Source organism: Sphingopyxis sp., assembly GCF_035250425.1.
In the GTDB taxonomy this organism is placed as follows: domain Bacteria; phylum Pseudomonadota; class Alphaproteobacteria; order Sphingomonadales; family Sphingomonadaceae; genus Sphingopyxis.
This window is the reverse complement of sequence record NZ_DATFFD010000174.1, coordinates 1-4676: the sequence shown is the minus strand read 5'-3', so window position 1 is coordinate 4676 and position 4676 is coordinate 1. Positions and strand designations below refer to the sequence as shown.

Here is a 4676-nt window from a genome sequence, read left to right as displayed (position 1 = left end):
CGCGTCCTGCGCGCGCGCCGACGACACCGCCTGCGCCTGTGTCGCGAGATGGCCCGACCAGCGCGCTTCGGGATCGTTCGCCCCGCGCATCGCACCGAGCGCGAGCATATTACCATTGCTGCCCGACGCGTTCGCCGCCGCCACCTGATCGGGGGTCAGCGTCGCGGCGGTCAGCGTTGCCGCGCTCGTGCCGGTGAACAGCGGCTGGCCCGGATTGCCATTGGCATCCGCACCCGCCTGATGCGCGGCGTTGAGCTGGTTCGCGAAATCGGTCGCCATCGTGTCGAGCGCGGCGCGCTGATCGGCGACATGGTTCGCGCCTTCCGCAAGACCTGCAAGCGAGCCCGTCGAGATCGCGAGCGGCGAACCACCGACGCTGTACGATAGCCGCCCGTCGGGTGCGGCGGTGACCGAAATCGGATTCACGACGCCGCCGCCGACGAGCAGGTCGCCCGATCCGGCCGCACGCAGCGTCACCGCGCCATTATTGTCGAAGGTCGGGCTGACGCCGGCCTGCGACGACAATTTGTCGAGCAGCCGGTCGCGTTCGTCGAGCAGGCTCGCCTCGTTGGTCGAGCCCGGCCGCGCCTTGCGCAAGCCGATGTTGATCTGTTCGAGCGCGCCCAGGTCGGCGTTGAACTGGTCAACCTCGCTCGCCGCGGCGCCCTCGATCCCCTCGCCCATCTTGTCGAGCTGGCCCGCCGCGGTACGAAAGCCCGACGCGATATCGTCGACCGACTGCAGGAACTGCGCGCGCAACGTCCGGTTCGACGGATCGGCGGTCAGTTGGTCGGCGGTCGTGTAAAGCTTGGTAAGCCCGGTCTTGATGCCATTGGTTTCGTCGCTGAGCGCGCCTTCGACCTTGTCGAGCCAAGAGAGTTTCGTCGCCGAGCGTTCGGCGTCGCCCGAGGTGATGCGCGAATCCTCGATCAGCCAGCCGTCGACCGAGCGGTCGATGCCGCGAATGTCGACGCCGCCGGGGTTGGTATTGCCGCGGTAGAAGATCGAATTGCCGCCGCCGACGGCCTCCATCATTTCGAGCCGGCGGCGCGCATATCCGGGGGTCTGGGCGTTGGCGATATTGTCGCCGATCGTTGAGAGCGCCCGCGAATAGGCCTTGAGACCGCTATAGCCGATGCCGAGCAGGTCGCTCATTGCACGCCTCCCCCGGAGCGGCCGGCGAGACCGGCAAGCTGGCCGCGGAACTGCCGCTCGACCATGTCGGCGATGCCGAACTGGCGCATCGCGGCGAGGCTGTCGGCGGTGCGCGCGTCGGCCATTTCGCGGAAATTGTCGGTCGCGCTCGATCCCAATATATCGTCGCCGAGCTTGGCCTGCCGCATCGATGCCATCAGCTGGCGCAGGATCACGGCTTCGAATGCCTCGGCCGCCTTGCGCAGCCCGCCATCGCCGCCGCCAGCGGCGGCAGGTGTGGGGGTGGCGCGGACAGAAGAAATAGGGCTCGTCATATGATCACCAATTCCGCAGTGAGCGCGCCGGCCTGGCTCAGCGCCTCGAGGATGGCGACGAGGTCGCCCGGGGGGACGCCCATGCGATTGATCGCATCGACGAGTTCGGAAAGCGACGCGGTGGGCTTGACCAGCATCACCGGACGATAGTCCTGCTCGACGCTGATCTCGCTCGACTCTTCGACCGCGGTCTGGCCGCGGCTGAACGGCGCGGGCTGCACGACCATCGGCGATTCCTTGATCGAGACGGTGAGCTTGCCCTGCGTCACCGCGGCTGTGCCGACGCGGACCGCGCCGTTGATCACGACGGTTCCGGTGCGGGCATTGACGATGACCTTCGCGGGCGGCTCGGCGCGCTGGACGCCCAGATTCTCGATCTGCGAGATCAACCGGATGCGTTCGTCGCCGCCGCCGGCGGCGCGAATGGCAATGCTGGCGCCATCGAGCATCGTCGCCGAGCCGGGCAGCGCGGCATTGATCGCATCGGTGACGCGCTTCGCATTCGTCGCATCGAACTGGTGGAGATTGAAAGTCAGCTGGCTGGCGGAGGCAAAGCCGGTGTCGACCGCGCGCTCGACCGTCGCGCCGCCCGCGATCCGTCCGCTCGACGGCACATTGACCGTCAGCTTCGATCCGTCGGCGGCATCGACGCCGAGCCCGCCGATGACGAGATTGCCCTGCACCATCGCATAAATCTGTCCATCGGCCCCATATAGCGGCGCGAGCACGAGCGTGCCGCCGCGCAGGCTTTTGGACTTGCCGATCGCCGACACGGTGACGTCGAGACGCTGGCCGGGCTTGGCGAAGGGCGGCAGCTCGGCAGTGATCATCACCGCCGCGGCATTTTTCAGCGCCGGATTCACCCCCGGCGGCAACGTCAGGCCAAAGCGCGACACCGCGCCCTTCATGCCCAGCGTCGAATAGTCGAGGCTGTCGTCGCCCGTCCCCGCGAGGCCGACGACGATGCCATACCCCGTCAATTGGTTGGCGCGCAGCCCTTGGAACTGGCCCATGTCCTTGATGCGCTCGGCGTGCACGGGCGCCGCAAAGGCGAAGCTGGCGAGCAGAAGCGCAAAAAGGGTGAACAGGGTCGGACGCTGGGTCACTTCAAATTCCTCTGTTAGAAGGGGCTGATGATCGAGAAGAAGCGCTGCAGCCAGCCTTGCTGGCTGGCGCGCGCGATCTCGCCCTTGCCGACGTAACGGATTTTGGCATCGGCGACGCGCGTCGACAGGATGCGGTTGTCGGGGCTGATATCGATCGCGCGGATGATTCCGGAAATCTGGACGCGTTCGTCGCCGCGATTGAGCGTGAGCAGCTTTTCGCCGCGCACGAACATCGTCCCGTTGGGATAGACGGCGGCGATCGTCACGCTGACCTCGCCCGACAGCGCGTTCGACTGCGATGCGTCGCCCTTGCCCTTGAACGCCTGGCCGCCACCCATCGCGATATCGCTGGGATTGAACAGCGACAGCGGGCCGGTGGTCGGCGGCGTCAGGCCGATATCGCCTTCGCGCTGCGTTCCCGCGGCGTTGCTTTTCGTCGCGGCGGTGCGCTCGACGAGCTGGATCGTGACGATATCGCCAACCTGCCCCGCGCGGCCGCCCGACGTCAGCGCGACATAGCTGCCCTGAAAGATCGAGCCGTTCGCCGGCGGCGGTGCCGGCGGCGGCGGCATCGACACCGAAAAGGCGTCAGGCGGCAGCTTGTCCTTCGCGAGCGCCGTGACGGGCGCCAGTGCAAGGGTCAGCATCGCCAGCTTAGAGAGTCTGCGAGGCATTTTTCATCATCTCATCGGTGGCCGAGATCATCTTCGAATTGACCTCATAGGCGCGCTGCGTCTCGATCATGTCGACGAGCTCCTCGACGACATTGACGTTCGATCCTTCGAGCATCCCGCCGCGCAGCGTACCGCGGCCTTCCTCGCCCGCGCCGCCGACCAGCGGCGCGCCCGATGCCTGCGTCTCGACGAGCATATTGCCGCCGATCGCCTGCAGGCCCGCCGGGTTGGCAAAGCGCGCGATTTCGATCCGCCCGAGTTCGAGCGCGGTGCCGTCGGCGCCGGTCGCCGACACGGTGCCGTCGAGCCCGATCGTCACATTGCTGGCATCTTCGGGAATCTGGATCGCCGGCGTCATCGGTTTGCCGTCGGAGGTCACGATCGTCCCGTCGGGCGAGCGGCCGAAATTGCCCGCGCGGGTATAGCCGGTGCGCCCGTCGGGCATCTCGACCTGGAAATAGCCGGCGCCATCGATCGCGACGTCGAGGCCGTTGCCCGTCGTCTGAAACGTGCCCTGGGTATCCATGCGCGCCGTGCCGTTGAGCGCGACGCCGGTGCCGAGGTTGAGGCCGGTCGCATAGCGGTTTTCCGCCGTCGACGGCGCGCCGGCCTGGGTCATCATCTGATAGCTCAGCGTCTCGAAGCTGGCGCGGTCGCGCTTGAAGCCCGTCGTGTTGACGTTGGCGAGGTTGTTGGCGATCACCTGCATCCGGAAGCCCTGGGCATCCAGACCGGTCCGCGCGACGTGCAAGGCACCGATACTCATTTCATAATCTCCTTAACGGGGAAGCTGCATCAGATTGGCGGTTGCGCTGTCCATGTCGCGCACGTCGCCGATCATCTTCAATTGGGTGTCCCAGCTGCGACTCGCTTCGATCATCTCGACGAGCGCGGCGGTTGCGGTAACGTTCGATCCTTCGATCGAGCGGGTCAGAAGCCGCGCTTCGGGATCGTCGGGCAATATGCCCCCGCCACGCACGCGGAACAGGCCGTCGAGCCCCTTGGCGATGTCCGACCCTGCGGGACCCGCGAGCCGCAGCCGGTCGACCTCCTGCGGATTTTCGGGATCGCCGCCCTGCGGCACGATCCACACGCGCCCTTCCTGGTCGATGCTGATCGCGTCGGCGGGCGGGATCGTTACCGGCCCCTGACCGCCCTGCACGGGATGGCCGTCACCGGTGGTGAGCAACCCGCTCGGCGAGATTTGGAGATCGCCGCGCCGCGTATAGGCTTCTTCGCCATTCTTCGCCTGCACCACGAGCAGCGCATCGCCCTGCATCGCGATGTCGAGGTCGCGCCCCGTCTGGGTGACGGTGCCCGCCTTCATGTCGGCGCCGAGCACTTCCTCGGACGACATGGCGCGCGCATCGAGCCCGTCGCCGTCGAGCCACAGCGACTGCGCGCTCGCCATGTCGGCGCGGAAGCCC

6 protein-coding genes are annotated in these 4676 nt (G+C 67.1%); all 6 read right to left on the bottom strand.

Annotated features, from left to right (window positions below; all coding sequences use genetic code 11):
* A partial coding sequence (gene flgK / locus VJ811_RS10505) for a flagellar hook-associated protein FlgK (protein ID WP_324072220.1) occupies positions 1-1155 on the bottom strand: 1155 nt, incomplete at its 3' end.
* Positions 1152-1469: a rod-binding protein gene (locus tag VJ811_RS10500; RefSeq protein WP_324072219.1), complete on the bottom strand. Its 318-nt coding sequence runs from the start codon at positions 1467-1469 to the stop codon at positions 1152-1154. The genes VJ811_RS10500 and flgK, both read right to left, overlap by 4 nt.
* Positions 1466-2575, bottom strand: a complete 1110-nt coding sequence (locus VJ811_RS10495; RefSeq protein ID WP_414711938.1) for a flagellar basal body P-ring protein FlgI — start codon at positions 2573-2575, stop codon at positions 1466-1468. Before VJ811_RS10495 ends, VJ811_RS10500 begins: the two co-directional genes overlap by 4 nt.
* 14 nt (positions 2576-2589) lie before the next feature.
* Complete coding sequence (locus VJ811_RS10490) at positions 2590-3249, bottom strand: flagellar basal body L-ring protein FlgH (RefSeq protein WP_324072218.1); 660 nt, start codon at positions 3247-3249, stop codon at positions 2590-2592.
* Positions 3230-4015: a flagellar basal-body rod protein FlgG gene (gene flgG, locus VJ811_RS10485; protein WP_324072217.1), complete on the bottom strand. Its 786-nt coding sequence runs from the start codon at positions 4013-4015 to the stop codon at positions 3230-3232. Before flgG ends, VJ811_RS10490 begins: the two co-directional genes overlap by 20 nt.
* 12 nt (positions 4016-4027) lie before the next feature.
* On the bottom strand, positions 4028-4676 hold a 649-nt coding region (locus tag VJ811_RS10480; protein ID WP_324072216.1), incomplete at its 5' end, for a flagellar basal body rod protein FlgF.

Excerpts from the sequence above, each read along its gene's own strand:
- flgG (WP_324072217.1), bottom strand. The coding sequence starts at position 4,015 with ATGAGTATCGGTGCCTTGCACGTCGCGCGGACCGGTCTGGATGCCCAG.
- VJ811_RS10490 (WP_324072218.1), bottom strand. The coding sequence starts at position 3,249 with ATGCCTCGCAGACTCTCTAAGCTGGCGATGCTGACCCTTGCACTGGCG.
- VJ811_RS10500 (WP_324072219.1), bottom strand. The coding sequence starts at position 1,469 with ATGACGAGCCCTATTTCTTCTGTCCGCGCCACCCCCACACCTGCCGCC.